Here is a 19684-nt window from a genome sequence, read left to right as displayed (position 1 = left end):
CAGAAACGGTTGTCTTCCTTTGTCGTAGCCAATCTCGCTAATTTCGACCAGTCGCTGAGCCGCAGCCCCGTTGGGACGTCTGGTTATCACCCACAGCACCTACGTGGAGGGCTTGATTCCCTGGCTTCAGGCGCTGGCCTCAGACCCTGAGATCCAGACCATCACGCCAGCCGTGATCAGTCGTGTGCGAGGACGCTCTCCAGACCTGCAGCTCAGGCTCTCCACCGCCATGCGCGGTGGCCACAAACTGGTCGCGCGCCGGGGAAGCAGTGCCCAGGAGGTGTTCATCGTCACCGGGCTGAGTCGTGACGAGCTGAGCCGACGCATCGCCAACAGCAGGCCGACCTGACCCTGGCGATCGACCGAGCAGCAAAGGGGTGGACCGCCATGCCGTGCGAGCCCCAGTGATCGACCTGGAAGAACCAGAAGGGGTCACAAAGTGGGGATTCGTTTCCGGCTCCAGGGCCGGTCTACGTCTCCTTCACGACAGTCACCCCAAGTCGATAGAGAGTCAGATCAGAGCACTAGAAAAGGCCGTCACCAACATCGCAGTCCGATATCAATTTAAGGGCAGCGGCCAGATCGAGCGGATGACCTTGAGCCAATCAGCGGCCTCACGGGAGCGCTGGTCGACACCGTCAGACTCGAGGAGAACGGTCACGTGACCGAGCTTGCGCCCTGGACTCTCATCGTTTTTGCCATACCAGTGAAGATGAGCACCTGAGAGCTGTTGCAACCGCTGCAAACGGTCCTCAAGAGGAGCCACCTGCTCCGCTTGAAGACCCAGCAGGTTGACCATGAGTGCCCCTGGACAAATCAGCTCAGGATCAGGGACAGGAAGATCGGCCGTGATGCAGAGCTGCTGGTCAAATTGACTGCTGCTGCAGGCCTCAATCGAGAAGTGACCAGAATTATGGGTACGGGGCGCAATCTCGTTGACCAACAGACCGGCCGGGCCATAAAAGAATTCCAGGGCCATCACGCCCACATAACTGAGCTTGGTGAGCAGGGAGGCCGCCATGTTGTAAGCGGTGGCTTCCACGAGCTGCTCAACGGGAGCGGGTGCCAGAACCCAGTCACAGACTTGATGGGATTGGTGGGTTTCCACCAAAGGAAGACTGCGCACACGACCGAAACGATCACGGCTCACGATGAGGGCGAGCTCCTGCTCGTAGTTGATCCAGCTCTCCAACAACCAACCGGCAGGATCCACAGACCGCAGTAAGTGCGCCAATGCATCGATGGAGTCAAGAACCCTGGTTCCCTTGCCGTCGTATCCACCACGGGCAGCCTTAGCCATCACTGGAAACGTCCATCCCTTCGGCAGAGATGGGGCACCTGGATCAATCGAGCGAAGCGGAACCCAAGCGGGTCCTGGAATCGACAACGTATCCAGCAATTCCCTTTGCTCAATTTTGTCGACAAGGGGAGCAAGGCTGGCGAGGGAAGGACGGAAACTCACACCCTGGCGTTCGAGCGGTTGGAGTGCATCCAAGGCAATCCACTCGTTTTCAAAGGTGACCGCAACGCATCCCTCCACCAATCCACGGGTGGCGTCCGGATCTAGAGCATCCGCTTGCACCAGCCGACTGGCACCAGCAGCAGCGGGATCCTGAACCGATGCTGTTTGTACAGCAACCGTCACTGACCGCTTTGCAGCAGCCTCCACCAGCATCTGAGCCAGTTGACCACCACCGATCACCCCGATGGAGGCCCCGGATCCACCGCCGTTGCTGCTGTTCATCGGTGGCATTGCGGGCTCCTCAGAAGGATGCCATCCCAGCTGTCGACCTGCCGCAGAAACGATGATCAGATCAAGCCGCGATCACCGGCAGCCAGCCAGCGGATGGCTGTAAGAAGCATGACAAGCAGGAAGAGAGCGAGGCCAACGGTGCAGGCGTAGCTGATTTCCAGTTCCGCGAAGGCTTGGTCATAGACGTAGTACACCAGAGTCTTGGTGGATTCCGCCGGCCCGCCCTGGGTCATGAGAAACACCTCCTCAAACACCTTCGTTGCTGCGATCGCAGAAATCACAGAGACCAGAGTCACGTAGGGCCTCAGAAGCGGCAGGGTGATGTCGACATGGCGTCGCCAGCCCTCACTTCCATCGAGGGCTGCCGCCTCGTAGAGCTCCGCTGGAATGCCTTGAAGTCCTGCCAGAAAGATGACCATGTAATAACCAAGGCCCTTCCAGAGGGTGACCAGCATCACGGAAGGGAGCGCCAGCAAGGGGTTCGTCAGGAACCCGATCGGTTCGAAACCAACACCGGCCAGTGCAGACAACCAGCCGTTGATCAGACCGTTCTCGGCATAGAGCCATCGAAAGGCAATGGCGGCCACAACAATCGACACCAGGACCGGGGTGTAGAAGGCAGCTCGCAGCCAGTGCATGCCTGGGAGACTGCGATTCACTAGCACCGCCAAGCCAAGCGATCCGATCACCACCGGCGGCACAATACCGACGAGATACAGCAGCGTGGTGCCCAGAACCCGATAAAACATGGGATCGACACTGAGCCTTCTCAGATTCGCGAATCCGACGAAGCGCAGCGGTTCACTCACATCCAGGCCCGTCTGCGTGAAGCTCATCACGAGAGCCATCAGGGCTGGCACCAACACCGAAAGTGCCAGCAACCCAAGGGCTGGAAGTAAAAAACCCCAGGCTGCAACAGAGTCGCGAGCACGGGCGCGATCGGGTCCGATCACCATCAAGCCTGCTGAAGCTTGTGCGGAGCGTAGGCGGATTCCTCCAGCTGAACGGCAGAGTGGGCAGTGAACAAGCGCAGAACCTTTTGATCGCGGTGGACAGTTCGGCTCGCATTCCGGTCGCGTTGGAACGCAACCCCTATGAGATTTTGATCGAGCGCCACGGCCTCAACAGGCTTGGCGATGAACTGCTTCGCTCTGGGCTGAAGACCGGCCGAAAGATCCTCATCGTGAGCAACCGCGATGTGGCTGGTCCCTATGGGGAGCAGTGCATCGACGCTCTGAGATCAGCGGGCTTTGACCCATCGCTTTTGGTCATCGAAGCCGGAGAGGAGCGCAAGAACCTGGCCACCATTCAGCAGATCTATGACGAAGCCTTTCGACTCCGGCTCGAGCGAGGCTCGCTGTTCGTAGCCCTCGGCGGTGGGGTTGTGGGTGACATGACTGGATTCGCTGCCGCCACCTGGCTGCGGGGTCTAGCGGTCGTTCAGGTTCCGACTACCTTGCTGGCGATGGTGGACGCGGCGATTGGAGGCAAAACCGGAGTCAATCACCCGGGTGGCAAAAATCTGATCGGAGCTTTTCACCAGCCGAAGCTCGTGCTGATCGATCCCTCCACCCTGGCCAGCCTTCCAGAACGGGAATTCCGCGCTGGCATGGCCGAAGTGATCAAGTACGGCGTGATCGGAGATGCGGATCTTTTTGCGCAACTCGAGCAGGGAAGGGAGCTGAGCAGCGTCGAGGTCATGGATCCATCCCTGCTGCAGACAACACTCGAGCGATCAGCCCAGGCCAAGGCCAGGGTGGTTGCTGCCGACGAACGGGAGGGGGGTCTGCGCGCCATCCTCAACTACGGACATACGTTTGGTCATGTGGTCGAAAACCTGACGGGCTACGGGACCTGGCTTCATGGTGAAGCCGTGGCCATCGGCATGGTTGCCGCTGGTGAACTGGCTGTTCAACGCAATCTCTGGAGCCGCGAAGACTGTGATCGACAACGACGTCTGATCGCGCAGGCGGGTCTACCCACCGCATGGCCAAGCCTGAATCCGGCAGCCGTCCTTGACACCCTCACAGGCGACAAAAAAGTTCAGGACGGAAAGGTTCGTTTTGTGCTTCCTAAGGCCCTCGGCTCGGTGACCATCGTCAACGACGTTGAGCAGAGTGAGATTCTGGATTGCCTGTCTACGCTCACTGAGGAAGCGGCTCACTGAGGAAGCGGCTGTTGAACGTTGCTCCCCGGTCGGCCCCCTGGGAAGAGCGTTCAAACGCGATCCAACGAAACTCCCCCAACCCAGCAGGATCCACCAGCCTGAGCAGGGCTTCTCGACGCTGCAGAGCCTGGGCAAGTTGCGATGAGGGCATGTGCTGAAGAGCCTGGAGCCGTTGCGCTAGCCCCAGAGAGAGCAAGGCCTCGCCCTGTCGGCAAGCGCCGTGACTGAGCCATCCCTCCTCCTCCGCCATGGCGATCAGGGGCTCAAGGCAGAGGTGCGCTGTCAGATCACTCTGCCCCGCATCACGCAACAACTCCTGATGACACTGCTGCTGGCGGTAGGCCAGCAAGGTTCCATCCCGGCGTGAAGGGCTGTAATAACGCGTCGCTTCCAGTGCGTAATCCACCACCAACAAGACCCCTGACTCCAGTGCCGTGGCCACCTGATGCAACCAAGGCCTTACCCCTGGGTGCCATTCACTACACCAGCCCTCGGAGGTTCCATCTGGAGGAATCTGCAGGTCACAACGTGATGTCGCCCACGCCAAGTCATCGGCAAGTTGCTGATCGAGCGGGAGTGAAACCCAGGCGATCTCAGGCTCAAGGTTGATGGTCTGAGGTGATGAACGCTCTGGGAGCAAATGCACCCCAAGCTTCTTCAGCGTTCCTTGCTCAAAAACCAGGCGCTCAACGGCGAACGCATCGAGCAGTTCGTGGGCGATCACGACCCCGACCACCGGTGATGCCATCAGATCCTCAAGTCGGCTCCAACGCACAGGGATGGCATCAGTCACAGCAGCAAGGCGTTCCCGCTGTCGTTGCTGCATGCCGGGATTGCTCTCCACGAGCACAAACTCGAGCTGATCACGACACTCAGGACAATGCTCCAGAAGAAATGAAAGAAGGTCGTGGGCCAGGTGGCCCTCCCCTGGTCCCATCTCCACAAGGCTGAGCCGATTGGAAGGGTGATGGCCCCTCAGTTGCTCAAGCCAATCCAGCACCTGAATGCCCAGTAACTCTGCAAAGTCGGATCCAAGAGAGGGGGAGGTGGCAAAGTCCCCATGAGGACCAATCCTTAAGGCACCGCTCCCATAGGCGCCATGCACACGGTGGTGCAGGGCGAGGTCCATGAAGCGGCAAAAACTGATGCAGCCGCCCTCCTGTGCAATCGCCCGGGCCAACCAGGGCGGGCACGGCACACCGGAACGATCCATTCGAGAGAATGCTGCAACTGCATCATGGCCATGGGAGCACAACGCGGAATCAAAACCCTCCTGGCCGTTGCGTTCGCGCTGCTGCTGACCTTCGGAGCCCGACCAGCACTGGCCAGCGACAACCCTGAGCTTCTGCCCGACCATGCCACCCCGGTGATCGATCTAGCCCGGGCATTCAGTGAGCGCCAGAAGGGTGACCTGGAGGAATCGCTCGACACCTTTGAAACACGCAGTGGCTGGAAGCTGAGGGTGCTGACCCAGTACGAGCGCACACCAGGTCTGGCCGTCAAGGAGTTCTGGGGGCTCGATGAACGCAGCTTGCTGCTGGTAGCCGATCCCCGCGGCGGCAACCTTCTCAATTTCAACGTGGGGGATGCCTTTTTTGCCCTCATGCCACGCACCTGGTGGGTGGAGCTGCAAACCCGTTACGGCAACCAGTATTACGTGCGCGACCACGGGGAGGATGGAGCGATCCTGGCCGCCCTCGATGCCGTGGAGGTCTGCCTCGACAGGGGTGGATGCCAGGTGGTTCCAGGATTGCCTCAAGAACAGTGGCTCTGGACCCTCTCGACGGCCATTCTCGGTGGCCTGATCGCTGGTTTCGCTGCCTACCCCAGAAAACATGGGGAGGTGATCTCCTGGTCGTGGCTCCTTCTACTGTCACCTCTCTGGGTGATGTTGTTCGGGGTGTTTGGAATCGCCCCAGTGGTCACCCGCACGAGCGAGATCCTTCCTCTGCTTCGCAATGGGCTGGGCTTTGTCGGAGCCGCAGTCCTGGCCTATCTGATTGCAGGGGCCACGGTTGGCAAGGATCGCCAAGGGGCTGAGGAATCGTGACGCGGCAACAGACTGAGCAGTCTGTCGAGACGTCAGAAACCACAGAGGATGGTGGGGCCAGTGCAGACAGGCCGTTTCGGGCCTGAATCCTGTTCGGTCTGGGGATTGGACTGACTGCTGAGCAATTCGCGGCGCTGATCCCGCACCTGGCGGAGTTGGGCCAGTGTGATGCGGTAAAACCCCTGAAGTTGCGAAAAACGCTTCACAGGCTGACCGTAGTAGCTCGACCCACGCAAGGTCGGGAACGAGGCCCATTCCGGTGCAAGCAGAGCGGCGAGCCGTGGAGTCATCACACCAGCGTCGGTCAAGGGAAGAGCCTTACGCCGTTGAATCAGGAAGAGGGCGCCTTGGTCCTGGGCTTCAGGGCCGAAACCCTGCACACCAATACTGCGCTTCACCAACTCCCAGGTGAAAGGCATGAACTGATAAGCACCTGCTGCGGCACTCGCGTAGCGGGAGGAATAAATGACCCGATTGGGATGGCGATCGAGAGAGGCCATCAGGCCACCACCAAACATCACGCGATAGCCGAGGTCATGACCGCCCTTCCAGGTGCCCTCCGCAAAACGAATGGTGTTGAGCAAGGCCCTGCGCTCCGGGGTGATCACGTAAGGAAGAGCAGAGTGTCCGGACTCCTCAGGGAGCGTGACGGACAAGGAACGAGCCGAGGGTTCGATCGAGGGGAGGGCGACGGTGGATGCCCTGGCTGGACTGAAAGAAACCCCAATGGGCATACTTGCAACGACCGCTGCAACGACACGACAGGCGGACGAAACAAGGGAGGCCATAAAAAGCGTTCGGAGGTCAAAAATGCAACAGCGAACGCGGAGCAAATCAGAAGCGGATGAAATGCAGCGCTGTATCAAATGAAACGAATCGCCGATACAGAGTGAAGAAAATCGGAAAAAATTCTTCAGACAGCGGAACTTTGTCGAAACAACTGACCCCGACCAAGCGATCAAGTGCCAGTCACAATATTGTCTACACAGTAAATTTTCGAATCAATCGCCAAGACAATGATTCAAATCCCTGGCCAGGATTGAAGACTCAGCAGATAGGAAAAGCCAAAAAAATTTGGATCAGCAATCCTGATCGTCACCTCCACAGCAATCAAGGATCGCCTTCGCCGCAACTGCTGCACCATCATTGGCAAGGGGACCGTCCTTGGCCGGATGCAGCGGTTGGTCCAATTGCCAATCACCCGTTTCCAGCTGGTGGCGACTCAGAATCAAATGCCGACCATGACGTTGAAGGCCGTCCATCAAAGCTGTGGCCTCAGCAAAGCCGCTACGCGTCACCACATGCAGACCCACATCACTCGAGAGGGCCTCGCAGAAACTGCTGTAGCCGGGTTTGCCCAGATGCCGCTCACAGTGGGGAAGAAGATCCAGGGGGCGAACACCCTCCGGTAAGAGCAACACATTCGAGCAAGCAGCAAGTCGTACCCGTTCAGAGGCAAGCGCCGGCTCGCTGAGCACAAATCGATGGGATGACCAGCCGCGAAGCAAGCGGTCATCAAGAGCAAAGCCCAAACCACCGAAGCCGACGAAGACACGAGGCCTCGCATCGGTGGACAAAGCCTGCTCGAAGGACCTAGGAAGCGGCCTCGGTTGGCTCGCTGTCAGCCCGATGGAGATTTCTCGCAACCCCCAAGGCATCGCCAGCGAAAACGGACAACGCAAAAGCAAATCACCCCTGGAGTAGGCCTCTGCTGCAGCCTGCGCGTAATCGCTGAAAGCGCCGCCGAGAGGGGCATAAATCTCATCCCATCCGAAATTCGCCATCCAGACCAGCGGAGCCCTGAGGCGTCCCGCGAGGGAGGCTGCCGCTGGTGGCACATCCCCGACAATCAGCACCGGCGAAGACTGAGCTGCGAGCCAGGCCGCTTCAGCGGCAATCTGATCAGGTAGTTCCTTGTGGAGTTCAGCAAGAGCGGCCAGTGTCGCCTCGGGGTCCGTGCCGAGGGCATCGGACTGCACCATGCCCACATCCCATCGACAGCGTCGCAACTCCACTGGCAGGCCTCGAAAGACAAGGCCCAGAAACCTGGGATCCACTGCCGTACTGACCACCAGCCTTGATCCAGGAGAAAGACGGTGGAGCTCCGCAAGTACGGACGCGTGACGAGCAGCATGACCAAATCCATGGCTGCTCAGGCAGGAGTAGATCAGCACCCAACCACCTCGGGAGCCTTGCGGTGCCAAAGGGTCTCTTCGAACACCAGGGTGCCGTCCTCTCCATACCAACGGTGGCTGGCATGGCAGAGCTCACATCCGCTGAACTCCACCCAGGACCAATGGGTGAGTGAACGGCCATCAGCATCAACGCCCCGCCGCGGGACACAGGCCGCATTGAGATAGGCCGTGCCCAGCCGATCCTGAAGGAAGGTGCAACGTTCACCCTGGCCTCCTTTCAGGCGATGATGCATATGACCAAACACCACGAGGGGGACCTCGCGTCTCTGTCGGATCCGGTCAAGAGCCAGAGCCAAGTCTTGATCTCCCCAGTCGATCGCCGGGCGTTTCCAGTCCCGGCCACAGGGACTGGCCGCATCGGACCCCAGGCCCGAGGGACCCGCGTGGGCGAGAACCACGAGGGGACGATCCTGAGGAGCCTGCTCGGAGGCCTGCACAATTAATTGAGCAGAGTCTTCCAGCTCGATCGGACCGTAGGTGGCGGCCATGGCGCGGGAGAGGTGAAATCCACCCCCGGCGCTACCTGGCCGCGCACCAAGAACGGATAGGGCTGGTGCCGACCAATTGCGCAAACTCCAGGCGCAGTGACGATCCCCCAGCACCTTGACCTGGCGCTGAAACAACTCGCCGGTGGCATCTTTGCCCCGATCGTGATTACCAAGAATTACCGCAGTAGGGATTGGCAAAGCGGCAATCGCTTTGACCAAACGCAGATCCCCATCACTGAGGTCCCCCACAAACAGAACGGCATCCGGCTGAAGCTGGTTGAGAAGTCGGGCGTCAAGATCGTTCCACTGGCCATGCAGATCTCCGGCGATGGCCAGACGCAGCCTGCGAGGACCAGACGTCTGCACGGGCTGCGATGCAGGCTCTAGCGATGGAGACGCTTGCAATGCAGAGAGTGGTGATGCCTAGGCTGTTGCCATCCTGCCTCAGATGGTCCTGATGACCGCTGTCACCGCCAACTCGAAGGCCCCAACAGCGGTACCGGTTGACCTTGCTGCTGCGATCCAGGATCTGAAGCGGAAACGTAATGCCGTCATCCTGGCGCACTACTACCAGGAACCTGAGATTCAGGACATCGCCGACTTCATTGGTGATTCCCTCGAGCTTTCACGCAAAGCCGCTGGCACCGATGCTGATGTGATCGTCTTCTGCGGCGTCCATTTCATGGCGGAAACCGCGAAGATCCTCAGCCCCCAGAAAACTGTTCTCCTGCCAGATCTGGACGCCGGCTGCTCCCTTGCCGATGACTGTCCGGCCGATGCATTTGCTGACTTCCGCGCCCGCCATCCCGACCACATTGTGGTCAGTTACATCAATTGCACCGCGGCTGTCAAAGCACAAAGCGACCTGATTTGCACAAGCAGCAATGCCGTCGATCTCGTCAGGCAGCTTCCTGCCGATCGGCCGATTCTCTTTGCGCCTGATCGCAATCTCGGTCGCTGGGTGCAGAAACAGAGCGGCAGGGAACTCACGCTCTGGCCAGGGCGCTGCATTGTGCACGAAACCTTCAGCGAAGAAGCGGTGCTCAGGCTTCAAATTGAACACCCAGCTGCCGAGGTGATCGCCCATCCTGAATGCCTCGAACCGCTGTTGGATCTTGCTGATTTCATCGGTTCCACCAGCAAACTGCTCCATCACGCAGAGAGCAGCAGCGCCGAAAGCTTCATCGTTCTCACTGAACCGGGCATCCTCCACCAGATGCAACAACGCATTCCCGGGAAAACCTTCCTAGCTGTGCCAGGTCTGGATGGCTGCAGCTGCAATGCCTGCCCTTACATGCGACTGAACACCCTGGACAAGCTCTGGCGCTGCCTGTCCGTCGGTGCCCCAGAAATCGAAATGGATGAGGATCTTCGGCTGCGTGCCCTGCAGCCGATACAACGGATGCTGGAGATGAGCCTCTGATTGAACGCACTCCTGAAGGGCTCTACTGCCACGCGGCAGAAGCCTGGATCGATCCGATTCGACCTGTACGCCGGGCTCTGATTACCCACGCCCATGCCGACCATGCCAGGGCTGGGTGCGGTGAGTATTTCGCCGTCAACGCCAGTGAGGCGATCCTGCGCGAACGGCTTGGGAGTGGAATCAGGCTGAACACAGTCAGTTACAGGGAACAACGGCGTATCGGGACAGTTCTGGTGTCGTTTCACAGCGCAGGACACGTGCTTGGAAGTGCCCAGATCCGTCTTGAGCATGAGCGATGTGTCTGGGTGGTAAGCGGTGATTACAAACGCTGCACAGACCCCAGCTGCGAGCCCTTTGAATCCGTGCCCTGCGATGTCTTGATCACTGAGGCAACGTTTGGTCTTCCGATCTACAGGTGGCGAAGTGGCGAGCAGGTGGCGCATGAGATCCGCACCTGGTGGATGGGGGAGCGATTGAGACCTTCACTCCTGTTCTGCTACGCCTTTGGAAAAGCCCAACGGGTGCTGGCGGAACTGAAAGCCATTGGTGTCGACGATGAGGTGCTGCTCCACGGAGCGGTGGAAACGGTGACTCGCCATTACAGGGATGCAGGCATTCCCATGACGGCCAGCCGTCCTCTGAGCGATCTTCCCCGAAATGCAAGCCTGGAGGGTCGCCTCATCCTTGCTCCCCCTTCCGCCCATCGATCCGCTTGGATGCGCCGCTTCAAAACACCGCAGACAGCCTTCGCATCTGGCTGGATGGCGGTGCGCGGAGCACGCCGCCGCCGGGGCTATGAACGAGGCTTCGTCCTCAGTGACCACGCTGACTGGCCTGGTCTCGTTCAAACCGTGAAGGAAAGCGGTGCCCGTCGAGTCTTTGTGACCCATGGTCAAAGCGATGTGCTGGCGCGTTACCTACGAGAGGTCGAGGGACTGGACGCTGAACCGATCGAAGCGCTGCCTGCAGGAAGGATGCGTAGCGCCGACGAGGGCAACTGACCTAGCGTCAATCGGTTGCAGACTCCTGCCATGTCGCGTCTCCTCCTGGTCTGTCTGGCCACCAGCCTCGCCATCGCTCCAGCCCGGGCGGCTGAAATTGAGGAGATCTCGATCGAGCGCATCCAAACGGTGATCTTCCCTGCCGATGGAGCCGAGGCCGCCGCCGCGATTTGCAACGGCCTGGCCGATGGAGTGTTGACCCGTGACGGAATCGGCGTGGATCTCGCCCGCCTTCAGAACGCCCTCGCCACCAGCGGTAACCCGGATCAAGTGAACCGCTACATCAACGGTTTCAACCAAACAGCACAGGCACGCCAGGGCTGCAACATCAGAATCAGCGATCCGCAAAACACTGACCTCTATCAGTGGCAGTACTGATCGGTGCAGGCGTTCGCGGACCTCATCGATGACCTGGACGCCACCAATGGCTCAGGACAGAAGGTCCAACGCATCGCCGCTTATCTCCAGGAACAACCTCTTGAAGATTCCGCCTGGACACTGCTTCTTCTGATCGGTCAACGCCGCAGGCGTTTGATCACAGGCCGCCGCCTGCGGGATGTGCTTCAGAAGGAGAGCGGCATGCCGTCCTGGCTCTTCGCTGCCTGCCACAGCCAAGTTGGCGATTCAGCTGAAACCGTCAGCCTTCTCTGGCCACAGCTTGCAGCGGAGCTGCCACGGGACTCCCGACCGCTGGGGCCAGACCTGGAGACACTCATCCTCCAGATGCAACACGAGCCCCACCTTCACTGGTGGATGGAGACTCTGCTCCCAACCATCGCAGCCCTTGACGAGACCCTTCAGGCGCAGGCTCTCATCAAGGTGTGGCACCAACTCACGCCCGAGCGACACCTGCTGTTGAACAAACTGCTCACCGGCGGCTTCCGGATCGGCGTGGCCAGGGGATTGGTGGTCAAGGCGATCGCTCGGGGGTTTGACCTCGAGGAAACGGTGGTCCTCGAACGATTAATGGGTCCCATGGAAGCCACGGTGCCATGGTTTCAGCAACTGACGGCTCCGGTGGTTGACGCTCCCAGCGATCGTGGTGCCGTCCCCTATCCGTTTTTCCTGGCCAGCCCTGCGCAGGTCGACACCCTGCAGACAACCCCTCCCCGGGACTGGTGGGTGGAACACAAGTGGGATGGCATCCGCGGACAGCTGATTCGGCGACTGTCTGGGGTCTACTTATGGAGCCGAGGGGAGGAACTGATCAACGATCAGTTCCCGGAGCTGGTGACCATGGCCGAATCCCTCCCAGCCGGAACGGTGCTGGATGGAGAAGTGATCTGCTGGCGAATGAAGGCCAAGACACCGATGCCCTTTAGTGCCCTTCAACGCCGACTTGGACGCAAACAGGTCGGACGGACCCTGCAAGACGAATGCCCAGCCAGCTTTATCGCCTATGACTTGATCGAATCCCTGGGGGAAGACCTGCGGGCGCGGCCACTCCACGAACGACTGGCCCAACTCTGGGCACTTCGTGGCCTGAGCGGCGAAGACGCATGGCGCCTGCGCTGGAGTGAAGGAAAGGCTTTGCGTGACTGGGAGGATCTCCATGATCTTCGACAGAACGCCGTTGCAGCTGGGGCGGAAGGCGTGATGCTGAAACATCGAGAATCGCCTTACCTCAGCGGGCGCAAACGGGGGCATTGGTGGAAATTCAAGCGTGACCCCATGACGCTCGATGCTGTGCTGATCTACGCCCAGGCGGGGAGCGGCAGGCGCGCCAATCTCTTCACTGACTACACCTTTGCGCTTTGGCAACGCAATGCTGACGGGGAGGAATCCCATCAACTCGTGACCTTCGCCAAGGCCTACTCAGGCTTGGATGATCAAGAGATCCTTGAATTGGACCGCTGGATCCGACGCCATACCCGCGACCGGTTTGGGCCCGCAAGAGCGGTTGAACCTGAACTGGTTTTTGAAATTGGCTTTGAAGGAATTCAACGATCCAAACGTCACAAGTGTGGTCTTGCCGTTCGTTTCCCGCGCATCCTGCGTTGGCGAAGGGATCGCCCCGCAAACAGCGCCGACACGATCAACCGGGCCGAGGAACTACTGGCTCTTCAACCGCAAGCTGAAGCACAAGCGTGAACGGGCGGTCGCACGATCGAGAGCTACTCGCCCCCGTTGAGGAGTGGTTTGAACGCCATGGATGGACACCACTTCCTTTTCAATGGCAGACCTGGCAAGCCCACCTGAGGGGCCGCAGTGGATTAATTCAGGTTCCGACTGGCTCTGGCAAGACCTATGCCGCCGTGATGGCGCCCATTGCCAAGGCGCTTGCCCAATCCGTCCCGAGGCGTGGGGTGCGTCTGCTCTACATCACACCCCTGAGGGCCCTGAGCCGAGACCTCGCCCAGGCGCTTCTGGAACCGATCGAGGCCATGGGATGGCCCTTGAGGGTTGGCATCCGCAATGGCGATACCCCCAGTGCCGAACGCAGTCGACAACTCAAGTCGCCACCAGACATTTTGATCACCACGCCGGAATCCCTGTGCGTTCTCATGGCTGGGCGTCATGCAACGGAGCTCTTCCAGCCACTTGAGACGGTGATCCTGGATGAATGGCATGAACTGATCGGAAGCAAACGGGGAACGCAGGCAGAGCTCGCCCTCAGCTGGCTCCGCCTGCAGCGGCCCCAACTGCAGACGTGGGCCATCAGCGCCACGATCGGCAATCTCGAGGAAGCGGCACGCCATGCCCTTGGTGAAGGATCCGATCCATGCCTGATCACTGGAGCCCCAGAGCGGCCCCTTGAGATCCGCAGCATCGTTCCCGACAGCCTGGATGGGTTTCCATGGGGCGGCCATCTTGGACTGCGCCGCTACGAGGACCTGGTGGCCACCTTGAGCCCGACCACCAGCACCCTGCTGTTCACCAACACCCGCAACCAGGCGGAGCGCTGGTTTCAGTGCCTGCGCTTCGCCTGCCCCGAGATGGAAGGACTGCTGGCCCTGCATCACAGCGCAGTGGACCGTCAGGAACGGGAGGCGATCGAGGCCGGTGTGAAAGCCGGATCGCTGCGCTGGGTGGTGTGCACAAGCTCGCTCGATCTGGGGGTGGATTTCCAGCCGGTGGAGCGGGTGGTGCAGATCGGTTCCCCGAAGAACCTGGCCCGTCTCCTGCAACGGGCCGGCCGCTCCGCCCATTGCCCCGGAGGCACGTCACAGATGTGGTTCATGCCCACCAATGCCTTGGAACTGCTGGAACTGAGCGCCGTGCGACGAGGCCTGAGCCAGGGCCTCGTGGAAGAGCGACATCCACCGAATGAAGCCCTGGATGTGCTTCTGCAACACCTCACCACGCTGGCCTGCGGACCAGGGTTCACCCCTGAGGCAACCCTGGAGTCGATCCGCAGGACCTCGAGTTACCGCAACCTGAGCGATGCAACCTGGCAATGGTGCCTGCGCTTTCTCGAACAGGGTGGCGATTGTCTTGGTGCCTACCCCCGCTACAGGAAGCTGGAGCGCGCGGACGACGGCCGGTTCGTCATTCGCGATAACACCATCGCCCGACTCCACCGTCTCAACATCGGCACGATCACCTCAGCACCAGCCATCCGCGTGCGCTTTGTTCGAGGAGCGGTGCTGGGGCATGTGGAGGAGACCTTCATCAGCCAGCTGAGGCCAAAGGATGTGTTCTTTTTCGCGGGCCGTCAGCTGGAGTTTGTGCGGCTTCGTGAGATGACGGCTTATGTCAAAGCCAGCACCCGCAAAAGCACAGCCGTACCCGCATGGGCCGGAGGGCAAATGGCTCTGTCCGATCTGCTGACCCATCATCTGCGCGAGGAGGTGGCTCGTGCGGCTCGCGGCGATCTCGACACCTCGGAACTGCAAGCCCTGGCCCCCGTGTTCGAGCGTCAGAAGGATCTCTCCACACTGCCGGCAAACAACCAGTTCTTGATCGAGACCTGCCGCACCAGAGAGGGAACCCATCTCTACGCGTACCCCTTTGAGGGGCGTTTCGTGCATGAGGGGCTCGGGTTTCTCTGGTCCACTCGACTGACACGTCTCCATCGCGGAACGATCACGGTGTCGGTGAACGACTACGGGTTTGAACTCCTGGCGCCTCGCAGCTATCCAATGGCCGATCTGCTGGAGGAACACCTCAACGCGTTACTCGCCGATGATCACCTGGAGGAGGATCTTGAACAGGCGCTCAACCTGTCCGAACTATGCCGCCGCCGCTTCCGAAGCATCGCGCAGGTGGCAGGGCTGCTGGTGCAGGGATACCCGGGTCAAAACAAAAGTGCCGGCCAACTGCAGATCAGCGGCTCGCTCCTCTGGGAGGTGTTCTCAAAACATGAACCAGGCAATCTTCTTCTGAAGCAGGCGCAACAGGAGGTTCTGCAGGAGCAGCTTGAATTACAACGTCTACGCAGCGCCCTGAAACGGCTCCAGGCGGGAGAGGTTCTCCTTAGCGCCACCGCAAGACCAGGTCCTCTCGCCTTTCCACTGCTGGTGGAGCGCTTGAACAATCGGATGACCAATGAGTCAGTGATGGAACGGGTGCAGCGCATGGTCGCCGAAGCACAGCGCCTTGAAGGCGATTAGCGTCCGAGCGACTGCAGAAACCCAACAGCGATGTTGTCCGCCTGGAGAGTGTTTGCGGAATTCCTGCTTTTGGGCTGCACCTCCTTCGGCGGGCCCGTGGCCCATCTCGGTTATTTCAGAGAACGCTTTGTGATGCGGCGGCACTGGCTATCCGATGAGGCCTATGCCGAATTAGTTGCCATCTGTCAGTTTCTGCCAGGCCCTGCCAGCTCTCAGGTGGGCATTGGCCTTGGCCTGATGCGAGCAGGATGGCTCGGTGGCATCGCAGCGTGGATCGGATTCACGCTGCCCTCGGCGGTCCTTTTGCTGATCGCTTCTGCATTGCTCAGCCTCAATCCCGCCTGGCTCGATGGTGGCTGGGTTCAGGGCTTGAAGGTTGCTGCCGTCGCAGTGGTGACCCAGGCGGTACTGGGAATGCAAAAGCGGCTGGCACCTGACCGCCCGCGCCTCACTCTGACGGCGGTCAGCGCCATTCTGGTGCTGGTGGTGCCGTTGGCCTCTGTGCAGGTTCTGGCTCTGCTACTCGGCGCCGTGGTGGGAGTGCTGTGCTTTCGCGCTCCTGATCAGAACGCCCAAGTGCTCACTGGCCTCCAGGTTCCTGTGCGGCGATCGGTTGCCATCGGCCTGCTCGGCCTGTTAGCGCTGCTCCTGGCCTTTCTCCCATGGTTCTCTGCCAGCACCAGACCGGTGGCTGTTCAACAATTGAGCGCCATGCTCCAAGCCGGTTCCCTCGTCTTTGGTGGGGGCCATGTTGTGTTGCCACTCCTTGAGCAATCCCTGGTCCCCCCAGACTGGATCAGCCTTGATCGGTTTCTTGCTGGCTACGGAGCCGCCCAGGCGGTCCCCGGACCAATGTTCAGCCTTGCAGCCTTTTTAGGCTTTGACCTCCGGGGTGGTCTGCAAGGAATCACAGGTTCGATCCTGGCCTTAATCGCCCTGTTTCTTCCTGCTTTTCTGTTGATCGGCGGAGTGCTGCCTTTCTGGTCTGATCTCGGTCAACGTCGAGTGATGCGCCGCGCCTTGATGGGGGTGAACGCCGCTGTGGTGGGCATCCTGCTCGCCGCTCTTTATCAGCCCGTCTGGAGAGTTGGCATCCGCAACAGTGCTGACTTCAGCCTGGCTCTCTTGGCTGTGCTCCTCCTGATGGCCTGGCGTCAGCCGGCCTGGAGGGTGGTGGTGTTTTGCGGGTTGATCGGGGGACTGGTGTTGCCGCGATGAGCCCATCAGCCGTCAGCTTGTTTCTGGTGGTGCTAGGGGGACGCACCCCCGATTGCCACGTTGAACTGCACGATGTGCGCTGGGTGGTGGGCCCCAACATTGAAACCACAATCCCCGAGCTCAGACGGCAATGGTGGGGAAGCCTGAAGGGGCTACACATCGACAGCTACACCTCCATTGACTCTGTCGATGGCTATGCCGTATCGCTCGAATCAAACGCGGCTCCTGCGCTCGAGGGCAACACCACAAACCAACGGCTCTGGTTTATCAATCTGGGTGGCTATCAGCGCCATTCCCTGCAGGAATGGCACCACTTCGGTCTTGTGGTGGCGACAACCGCCCAGGCAGCCAAGGCGCGAGCCAGGACTCTCTGGCTACAAGACCATGTGCAGGTGCATAAGGATGACCTCCATAGCCTTGACACAGTCGGTGGCATCGATGACTGCCTGCCCATTGAAACGATTTCAGGTTGGCGAATTGTTCTGACTCCCGAGCCCCATCGGCAAAACCATGACCTGCGACCCGAGTGGTTTGGGTATTGGCGGATCGACGGACGCCAGCCCCAATCGAGGCCTCCAGCGTCCTGAAGTCATCGGCAAGCGGCCGACCACCAGGACGTGATGCGATCAGGAGAGCCATACCAGGATGATCCAAACAAGCCACCATGGGCCGTGGCTTCTAACAACACGGGTCTTGCATTGAGCAACAGAGCCGATTGCACAGGCACAAGGCCATCACCCCGCACCTGAGGGTCACCGCTGATGCTCCGATAGCTGCCGCGGGCACTGCGACGACTGAAAGCCGAGGCCAACGGCCCATTCAGATCCAGCTCACCGGCAACTGCCACGTAGTCAACCGCAGGGTCATGGCAACCCGGGAAGCGTCGATCAACCATGGCTCTCAAGGGTGTGGCCCTCTCGGCCTGGTGGGGGCTGCCGAGGGTGATCAGGCGGTTGCAGCGCTCGGCACCGGCATAAACACGACCAGCAAAGGGCTCATGACTCAGATAAAGGCGAAGCATCACCCCTCCGGAGCTATGCCCCACGAGGGTGACCTTTCCAGAGGGTGAACGGCTCTGCAACTCCTTCACAAGACCATCCACCCGATCGAGCAAACAACGCCAACCAAGAGACCAGCTCGTGAGCAACCAGTCGAATCGGCTAGCGGGAGTGATCGCCACGGCCAAACCTTGCTCGTTCATGAGCCAGTCAGCCATCGGATGATAGGCCGTGTCACTGATGAGAAACCCACCGAGAATCACGACGGGTTGTCGGGGATCCACCACGGACATCACCACGAGAAACAACGGTCCCAGCCATCATCAAAGGAGATCACCCCGAAGCCCATGGTTCAGGAACGGGTCGCGGACTACCCAAGACCACCACGACTGGAACCCAGCAGTGATCTTGTGCTTGTGAAGGTGGCTGGTGAAGTGCTGTATGAGGGCACGGGGACCTGGCGGGTTCTCGAAACCTTCCACCCGCCCACCTATTACCTGCCACCTGAGGGGATCAAGCAATCGCTGTTGCATCCTGCTGTTGGGCGCAGCTTCTGTGAATGGAAAGGTGTGGCGGAGTACTTCGACATTGTTGCCGGAGGACGCAGGATCCATCGCGCCGTCTGGCGTTACCCAACGCCAACGGCGGACTTCAAAGCCATCCAAGGGTGGTTCGCGTTGTATCCAGCACTGATGGATGGCTGTTGGCTGAATGGAGAGCCTGTCATTCCCCAGCCAGGAGGTTTCTACGGCGGTTGGATCAGTTCTGCCGTGGTTGGCCCTTTCAAGGGGGATCCAGCCCATCCTGAATTGATCTGAGCCTGCGGTGCCAAGCTGATGCCCTCTTCCACTGATTCAGCCCGCGCTCGGCTCGTGGAGTTGTTGATGAATCAGCCGCAGGATCCGGTCATCAGCGCGCTTCTGGATCAGGTCGAAGCGAAAAGCACAGTGGATCTCTTCAAGGCAGGAGAGGCATTGGCGGGAGTCTGGGAGCTGCGTTGGAGCAGCGCAACACAGCCGTGGCTGAAAAAGGCCCCATGGCTGGAGAACCTGCAGGTGATCGATCCGAAGCGAGGGAGAGGGATGAATCTGCTGCGTCTCGGTGGCCCCATGGCTGATCTGGCCGCCATTGCCGTCCAAGCTGACCTGAGGATCGAAAGCAAGACACGGGTCTCCGTTCGTTTCCGCAGGGGGGGCTGGCTCGGCCCCTCCCTCATCAGTGGTTGGAGGCCAACACTGATGGCGGCAATCCAACAAAGCTTTCCGGCCTGGCTTGAGATCACCTGGCTCGACGAGCGGTTGCGGGTCTGTCGCGGTAACGCAGGCACTCGCTTCGCCCTCCTGCGTCGTGAGGACCTAAGCGCCGATGCGCTGATGGGAGAACGGCCATGACCGTGGTAGCCCTGGCCATGCTCCAGCAGCAAGGCTCCTGGCTCTTGCAGCTCCGCGATGACATCAGCGGAATCGTGGCCCCCGGATGCTGGGGATTGTTCGGTGGTCACCTGGAGCCGGGGGAATCGCCCGAGCAGGGACTACGCAGGGAATTAATCGAGGAGATCGGCTGGTGTCCGCTAACCCTGAACCCTTGGTTCCAGCACCAGACCCCCCAGCGCCTCCTGCATGCCTTCCATGGCGATCTGGATGTTCCACTCTCGGAGCTCACGCTCCTGGAAGGGCAGGATCTGGCCTTGGCGCGACCAGAAGAGATCCACCAAGGCGCGGTTTGGAGCCCGCGACTCCGTGAATGCAGACCTCTAGCACCATCGCTTCAGCTGATCAGCCTCAGGCTGAAAGAGCTCTCTGGCGAATGATTCAGACGCCAATGATTCAGAAGCCATT

General features: G+C 60.0%; 20 protein-coding genes and 1 other RNA gene. 13 read left to right on the top strand and 8 right to left on the bottom strand.

From position 1 onward, the window contains the following. The first annotated feature begins 70 nt into the window (after nt 1-70). A complete protein-coding gene (locus tag CWE16_RS05315) occupies nt 71-349 on the top strand; it encodes a DUF2103 domain-containing protein (RefSeq protein ID WP_131593570.1) in 279 nt (92 codons plus the stop codon). Between the two features lie 26 nt (nt 350-375). On the opposite strand, the gene ssrS is transcribed toward CWE16_RS05315, so the two are convergent. The 3 genes from ssrS to CWE16_RS05300 all read right to left on the bottom strand — a co-directional run bounded on the left by ssrS (nt 376) and on the right by CWE16_RS05300 (nt 2709). Next, nucleotides 376-558, bottom strand: a non-coding RNA gene (gene ssrS / locus CWE16_RS05310) — 6S RNA. A gap of 1 nt (nt 559) precedes the next feature. After that, on the bottom strand, nt 560-1744 hold the full coding sequence (locus tag CWE16_RS05305; protein WP_131594090.1) for a 5-(carboxyamino)imidazole ribonucleotide synthase: 1185 nt from the start codon (nt 1742-1744) through the stop codon (nt 560-562). 65 nt (nt 1745-1809) lie between these two features. Further along, a complete protein-coding gene (locus tag CWE16_RS05300) occupies nt 1810-2709 on the bottom strand; it encodes a carbohydrate ABC transporter permease (RefSeq protein WP_131593568.1) in 900 nt (299 codons plus the stop codon). Between the two features lie 83 nt (nt 2710-2792). On the opposite strand from CWE16_RS05300, the gene aroB reads away from it, so the two are divergent. Next, nucleotides 2793-3920 (top strand): 3-dehydroquinate synthase, encoded by a 1128-nt coding sequence (gene aroB / locus CWE16_RS05295; protein ID WP_131594088.1) that lies wholly within the window; start codon nt 2793-2795, stop codon nt 3918-3920. On the opposite strand, the gene CWE16_RS05290 is transcribed toward aroB, so the two are convergent. Further along, on the bottom strand, nt 3898-5133 hold the full coding sequence (locus tag CWE16_RS05290; RefSeq protein ID WP_131593566.1) for a class I SAM-dependent methyltransferase: 1236 nt from the start codon (nt 5131-5133) through the stop codon (nt 3898-3900). The genes aroB and CWE16_RS05290 overlap by 23 nt on opposite strands. A gap of 30 nt (nt 5134-5163) precedes the next feature. On the opposite strand from CWE16_RS05290, the gene CWE16_RS05285 reads away from it, so the two are divergent. After that, complete coding sequence (locus CWE16_RS05285; protein WP_131593564.1) at nt 5164-5970, top strand: TPM domain-containing protein; 807 nt, start codon at nt 5164-5166, stop codon at nt 5968-5970. A gap of 32 nt (nt 5971-6002) precedes the next feature. On the opposite strand, the gene CWE16_RS05280 is transcribed toward CWE16_RS05285, so the two are convergent. The 3 genes from CWE16_RS05280 to CWE16_RS05270 all read right to left on the bottom strand — a co-directional run bounded on the left by CWE16_RS05280 (nt 6003) and on the right by CWE16_RS05270 (nt 9019). After that, the gene (locus tag CWE16_RS05280) at nt 6003-6758 is read right to left on the bottom strand and encodes a glycoside hydrolase family 24 protein (protein ID WP_131593562.1); all 756 of its coding nucleotides are present in this window, start codon (nt 6756-6758) and stop codon (nt 6003-6005) included. Nucleotides 6759-7049: 291 nt separating this feature from the next. Beyond that, a complete protein-coding gene (locus tag CWE16_RS05275) occupies nt 7050-8144 on the bottom strand; it encodes a hypothetical protein (protein ID WP_131593560.1) in 1095 nt (364 codons plus the stop codon). After that, on the bottom strand, nt 8138-9019 hold the full coding sequence (locus tag CWE16_RS05270; RefSeq protein ID WP_236629591.1) for a TIGR04168 family protein: 882 nt from the start codon (nt 9017-9019) through the stop codon (nt 8138-8140). The genes CWE16_RS05275 and CWE16_RS05270 overlap by 7 nt, the downstream gene beginning before the upstream one ends. Nucleotides 9020-9101: 82 nt before the next feature. Here CWE16_RS05270 and nadA point away from each other — a divergent pair, with 82 nt between their 5' ends. From nadA to CWE16_RS05235, 7 genes are read left to right on the top strand one after another with little or no spacing between them, the layout of a single operon-like run. Further along, nucleotides 9102-10076, top strand: coding sequence for a quinolinate synthase NadA (gene nadA, locus CWE16_RS05265; RefSeq protein WP_131593558.1), 975 nt, complete (start codon nt 9102-9104; stop codon nt 10074-10076). Continuing rightward, entirely contained in the window at nt 10073-11077 is a 1005-nt protein-coding gene (locus CWE16_RS05260) for a ligase-associated DNA damage response exonuclease (protein WP_131593556.1), read from the top strand. Before nadA ends, CWE16_RS05260 begins: the two co-directional genes overlap by 4 nt. A gap of 30 nt (nt 11078-11107) precedes the next feature. Continuing rightward, nucleotides 11108-11455 (top strand): DNA ligase, encoded by a 348-nt coding sequence (locus CWE16_RS05255; protein WP_131593554.1) that lies wholly within the window; start codon nt 11108-11110, stop codon nt 11453-11455. A 3-nt stretch (nt 11456-11458) separates the two neighbouring features. Further along, nucleotides 11459-13168, top strand: coding sequence for an ATP-dependent DNA ligase (locus tag CWE16_RS05250; protein WP_131593552.1), 1710 nt, complete (start codon nt 11459-11461; stop codon nt 13166-13168). Further along, entirely contained in the window at nt 13165-15630 is a 2466-nt protein-coding gene (locus CWE16_RS05245) for a ligase-associated DNA damage response DEXH box helicase (RefSeq protein WP_131593551.1), read from the top strand. The genes CWE16_RS05250 and CWE16_RS05245 overlap by 4 nt, the downstream gene beginning before the upstream one ends. A 30-nt stretch (nt 15631-15660) precedes the next feature. After that, nucleotides 15661-16848 (top strand): chromate efflux transporter, encoded by a 1188-nt coding sequence (gene chrA / locus CWE16_RS05240; protein ID WP_131593549.1) that lies wholly within the window; start codon nt 15661-15663, stop codon nt 16846-16848. After that, entirely contained in the window at nt 16845-17435 is a 591-nt protein-coding gene (locus CWE16_RS05235; protein ID WP_131593547.1) for a DUF1543 domain-containing protein, read from the top strand. The genes chrA and CWE16_RS05235 overlap by 4 nt, the downstream gene beginning before the upstream one ends. A gap of 2 nt (nt 17436-17437) precedes the next feature. Here CWE16_RS05235 and CWE16_RS05230 read toward each other — a convergent pair whose 3' ends face one another. Then, complete coding sequence (locus CWE16_RS05230) at nt 17438-18139, bottom strand: lipase family alpha/beta hydrolase (protein ID WP_131594084.1); 702 nt, start codon at nt 18137-18139, stop codon at nt 17438-17440. Nucleotides 18140-18193: 54 nt separating this feature from the next. Here CWE16_RS05230 and CWE16_RS05225 point away from each other — a divergent pair, with 54 nt between their 5' ends. Genes CWE16_RS05225 through CWE16_RS05215 form a run of 3 tightly spaced genes read left to right on the top strand, consistent with a single transcriptional unit; the run spans nt 18194 to nt 19656 of the window. Beyond that, entirely contained in the window at nt 18194-18664 is a 471-nt protein-coding gene (locus tag CWE16_RS05225; RefSeq protein ID WP_131593545.1) for a DUF427 domain-containing protein, read from the top strand. Between the two features lie 18 nt (nt 18665-18682). Next, nucleotides 18683-19237 (top strand): PAP/fibrillin family protein, encoded by a 555-nt coding sequence (locus CWE16_RS05220; RefSeq protein WP_131593542.1) that lies wholly within the window; start codon nt 18683-18685, stop codon nt 19235-19237. Beyond that, nucleotides 19234-19656 carry an NUDIX hydrolase gene (locus CWE16_RS05215; protein ID WP_131593540.1) on the top strand — a complete coding sequence of 141 codons (423 nt, stop codon included), beginning with the start codon at nt 19234-19236 and terminating at the stop codon, nt 19654-19656. The genes CWE16_RS05220 and CWE16_RS05215 overlap by 4 nt, the downstream gene beginning before the upstream one ends. Nucleotides 19657-19684: the final 28 nt, after the last annotated feature.

It is taken from the genome of Synechococcus sp. BS55D, from assembly GCF_004332415.1.
In the GTDB taxonomy this organism is placed as follows: domain Bacteria; phylum Cyanobacteriota; class Cyanobacteriia; order PCC-6307; family Cyanobiaceae; genus Synechococcus_C.
The sequence above is the reverse complement of the archived record's forward strand: the minus strand, read 5'-3'. Positions and strand labels throughout refer to the sequence as shown.

Coding starts and splice junctions, on each gene's coding strand:
- CWE16_RS05230 (WP_131594084.1), bottom strand. CDS start 18,139: ATGTCCGTGGTGGATCCCCGACAACCCGTCGTGATTCTCGGTGGGTTT.
- CWE16_RS05235 (WP_131593547.1), top strand. CDS start 16,845: ATGAGCCCATCAGCCGTCAGCTTGTTTCTGGTGGTGCTAGGGGGACGC.
- CWE16_RS05285 (WP_131593564.1), top strand. CDS start 5,164: ATGGGAGCACAACGCGGAATCAAAACCCTCCTGGCCGTTGCGTTCGCG.
- chrA (WP_131593549.1), top strand. CDS start 15,661: ATGTTGTCCGCCTGGAGAGTGTTTGCGGAATTCCTGCTTTTGGGCTGC.
- nadA (WP_131593558.1), top strand. CDS start 9,102: ATGGTCCTGATGACCGCTGTCACCGCCAACTCGAAGGCCCCAACAGCG.
- CWE16_RS05300 (WP_131593568.1), bottom strand. CDS start 2,709: ATGGTGATCGGACCCGATCGCGCCCGTGCTCGCGACTCTGTTGCAGCC.
- CWE16_RS05305 (WP_131594090.1), bottom strand. CDS start 1,744: ATGAACAGCAGCAACGGCGGTGGATCCGGGGCCTCCATCGGGGTGATC.
- CWE16_RS05225 (WP_131593545.1), top strand. CDS start 18,194: ATGGTTCAGGAACGGGTCGCGGACTACCCAAGACCACCACGACTGGAA.
- CWE16_RS05280 (WP_131593562.1), bottom strand. CDS start 6,758: ATGGCCTCCCTTGTTTCGTCCGCCTGTCGTGTCGTTGCAGCGGTCGTT.
- CWE16_RS05290 (WP_131593566.1), bottom strand. CDS start 5,133: ATGGATCGTTCCGGTGTGCCGTGCCCGCCCTGGTTGGCCCGGGCGATT.
- CWE16_RS05215 (WP_131593540.1), top strand. CDS start 19,234: ATGACCGTGGTAGCCCTGGCCATGCTCCAGCAGCAAGGCTCCTGGCTC.
- CWE16_RS05220 (WP_131593542.1), top strand. CDS start 18,683: ATGCCCTCTTCCACTGATTCAGCCCGCGCTCGGCTCGTGGAGTTGTTG.
- CWE16_RS05255 (WP_131593554.1), top strand. CDS start 11,108: ATGTCGCGTCTCCTCCTGGTCTGTCTGGCCACCAGCCTCGCCATCGCT.